This window comes from Bradyrhizobium sp. 33ap4 (assembly GCF_032654765.1).
GTDB lineage: Bacteria > Pseudomonadota > Alphaproteobacteria > Rhizobiales > Xanthobacteraceae > Bradyrhizobium > Bradyrhizobium australafricanum.
The window spans coordinates 1-2,715 of sequence record NZ_JAUMTJ010000150.1 but is presented as its reverse complement, the minus strand read 5'-3'; the positions used below and the strand labels follow the sequence as shown (position 1 = coordinate 2,715).

Below are 2,715 nucleotides of genomic sequence, written 5' to 3'. Positions count from 1 at the left end.
GCGGATGATCCGGCCAAGCCGTGTCCGCAGGAACTTGAGCTGCCGCCGGGCGCGTTTGAACTGGTGGGCGTGGGTATAGCGGCCGGTCATGAGGCGTGCCGGTTCGCGGATTCTGTTAGCGCCGGCGCGCGACCCAGATCCCGATCAGGAAGGCGACGATGAGCGACTGCAAGGGCGCCTTCACGGCAACCTCACGCAGCCGCTCGGCCCAGCGCAGCGCGACATCCTGCGAAGGCTGCTGGAGCAGTCGCCGGGGCGCCTCGGAAGTCCGACCGCTTCCGTCCTCCTGTTCCATTAGCCCCGAGGCTTCCGTCATCGCCGAGGCTTCTTTCATATCCATACGGCTCTCCTATCACAGGGTCAGGCCGACTTCCGCGGCGGCTTGGCGGTGGGCTTCTTCGCTGTCTTTGCCGTTCTGGCAAAACGCAAGGTAAGATCGCCAGTTCCAATTGCGGGCCGGAACGATTGCGACCATGCCCGTTTGAATCGTCTCATTGTTTGCGGAGTTGCGTTGTGGCGTTTCAGCGTAGGAAGCCCGAGGCGATCGGGACCAAGGCGCTCTTTCCCGGCTTCATCGCGCCGGCCCTGGCATCGCCGATCGATAAAGTGCCGAGCGGCACACGCTGGATTCACGAGATCAAGTTCGACGGCTACCGGGTGCAGACTCACATCGCCCATGAAGAGGTGAAGATGTACACCCGGCGCGGCAACGACTGGACCAGACGCTTCAAGAAGGTTGCTGACGACGCCTGGCACATTTCCACATCGTCACCCATCATCGACGGCGAGATCGTTGTTCCCTCGGCAGACGGCACGACCGACTTCTCCGTGCTGCAGAACGAGCTGCGAGGGAAGTCAACCAGGATCGTGATGGTGGCCTTCGATCTTTTGTACCTCAACGGCCGCGATCTCCGAAAGCTGCCGCTGAAGGAGCGCAAAGCGCTGCTGAAGAAGCTCGTCGCTGGCACCGAGGTCCAGTTCAGCGGCAGACAGCTTCGAGGTGGGCGGCCCCAAGATGTTCGCGCATGCCTGTAGGCTCGGATATGAGGGCGTGGTATCGAAGGTGGCCGATAGCGTGTATCCGACCGGCGCCCGCAGCCGCGACTGGGTCAAGAAGATCTGCGCCCAGCGCGAGACGCTGACCATCGCCGGCTTTGCACTGGATGGCAACGATTGGGACGGCATCTATGTCTGTCGGCGCCACGGTGACGAGTTGATTTACGCCAGCAAGGTCGACCACGGTTTTGATAAGGCCTCGGCCACGGACCTACGCGAGCGCCTGACGCCGCTGATCCGCAAGACGCAGCCCTACACCAAGCGCATTGCGCACAAGGCGATCTGGGTTGAGCCGAAAGTGCTGGCCGAAATCGAGTATCGCGCCAAGTCCGCCGAGGGCAAGGCGCGACATCCGTTCTTTCGTGGTGTCCGGGACGATCTATGAACGAGCCGGCGTGCATCCTTTGCGATGATACTGGCTGGGTTTGCGAAAACCACCCCGACCAGCCCTGGACTGGCAATCACGCATGCAGGTGCGGTGGCGCTGGCGCGCCCTGTCCGAAGTGCAACAGGCCGAAACCAGACGATGAATTTCCTCGGCTGCCACGAGGTTTTCGAAACATGTTCAGCAGGCGCGATCGCCGCCGATAGCTCACCCTACGCCGCCGGGCGACGAAGAATTTGGATCTCAAGTGTTCCGCTTATCAGCTGAGAAAGGCCGAAAGGCCGGCTCTGTCGAGGCCTGAACCGAGACATCCTTCGCCCGAGACGCTAGCTCGGCCTCGAATCTGTCGATCTCGGCCTGGTTGCGTTCGATGAACGCCGCGAGCTCATCGCGGGACATTTCGGCAAACGCCTTATGCTGAGGCTCCAAATCCTTCCGGGTCGGTGTGATGTGCCCTGCGCGGTCAAGGACCTTCATCGACAGACCCGCTCGTACCCGCGCGCTCACCTTTTCATCCTGCAAAAGTGACTTTGCGACGCGATAAGCCAGCGGTGCGCCCACCGCTGCAAGGTCCAGTTGGATTGACTCGGAGACCGCGGCCGCGACCGCCGGTAGACGCAGCGTCCGGTAGACCGATTTCGGGTGATAGCCGGCCAGGTTGGCTGCTTCCTCCGGCGATTTACCCTGTACACGATATAGCGCACGAGCTCGCGTTGCTGCTCGGGCGCCCGAGGGACAGACCGGCGTCGATCATGGACTATCTGCCCTTGCTCTCGTAGCTTTTGACGGGTTCGAGCCATTCAAAACGCCGCTCCGACTTCAACATGTTCTTGAGCTTGCCCTCGTATTCGACCCGATAAGCTTTCTTCAAGTGGTAGTCTTGGAAATACTGCGCGCTGCATGCCCAGGTCTCGTAGAGTACCAGGGTATCGGAATCTTCCACCGAACGGTGAAGATAAGTGTTTACGAAGTCCGGTTCATTCGACATTTCGTCGAGCACCTTTACGAGGCTCGAATAGAGTGCTTCGCGTGCTTCGGCCTTGACGGGCAAATGAACGATGAATGAAATAGTCTGAGACATGGATAAGCTCCCAGAGTTGGACCAAATGTGCTCAATCAGCCGTTTCGGCGGCGTTCAGCTCGGAGCAGCCGTGGCGGACTTAAGCAGCTGATAATCTTCGATGACATCCCTGGCTCCTAGCAGGCTGTTGAAAAAGGCGCTCGCCGCCGACCGAGGATCATGATTCATTGGCTCCGACGAGATTCGGAGATGG

The 2,715-nt window shown here is 60.2% G+C and carries 3 protein-coding genes and 1 pseudogene; 1 reads left to right on the top strand and 3 read right to left on the bottom strand.

Annotated elements, in window-relative coordinates:
- Positions 1-115: 115 nt before the first annotated feature.
- Positions 116-340, bottom strand: a complete 225-nt coding sequence (locus Q2M23_RS43385; protein WP_316399485.1) for a hypothetical protein — start codon at positions 338-340, stop codon at positions 116-118.
- 173 nt (positions 341-513) lie between these two features.
- Here Q2M23_RS43385 and ligD point away from each other — a divergent pair.
- Positions 514-1,441: pseudogene (gene ligD / locus Q2M23_RS43380) on the top strand (non-homologous end-joining DNA ligase).
- A gap of 243 nt (positions 1,442-1,684) precedes the next feature.
- On the opposite strand, the gene Q2M23_RS43375 reads toward ligD, so the two are convergent.
- Both Q2M23_RS43375 and Q2M23_RS43370 read right to left on the bottom strand, forming a co-directional pair.
- The gene (locus Q2M23_RS43375) at positions 1,685-2,002 is read right to left on the bottom strand and encodes a hypothetical protein (protein ID WP_316399484.1); all 318 of its coding nucleotides are present in this window, start codon (positions 2,000-2,002) and stop codon (positions 1,685-1,687) included.
- A gap of 196 nt (positions 2,003-2,198) precedes the next feature.
- Positions 2,199-2,522 carry a putative quinol monooxygenase gene (locus Q2M23_RS43370; RefSeq protein ID WP_316399483.1) on the bottom strand — a complete coding sequence of 108 codons (324 nt, stop codon included), beginning with the start codon at positions 2,520-2,522 and terminating at the stop codon, positions 2,199-2,201.
- Positions 2,523-2,715: the final 193 nt, after the last annotated feature.

Bases quoted from the DNA above. Each gene is read 5' to 3' on its own strand.
- Q2M23_RS43370 (WP_316399483.1), bottom strand. From the start codon at position 2,522: ATGTCTCAGACTATTTCATTCATCGTTCATTTGCCCGTCAAGGCCGAA.
- Q2M23_RS43385 (WP_316399485.1), bottom strand. From the start codon at position 340: ATGGATATGAAAGAAGCCTCGGCGATGACGGAAGCCTCGGGGCTAATG.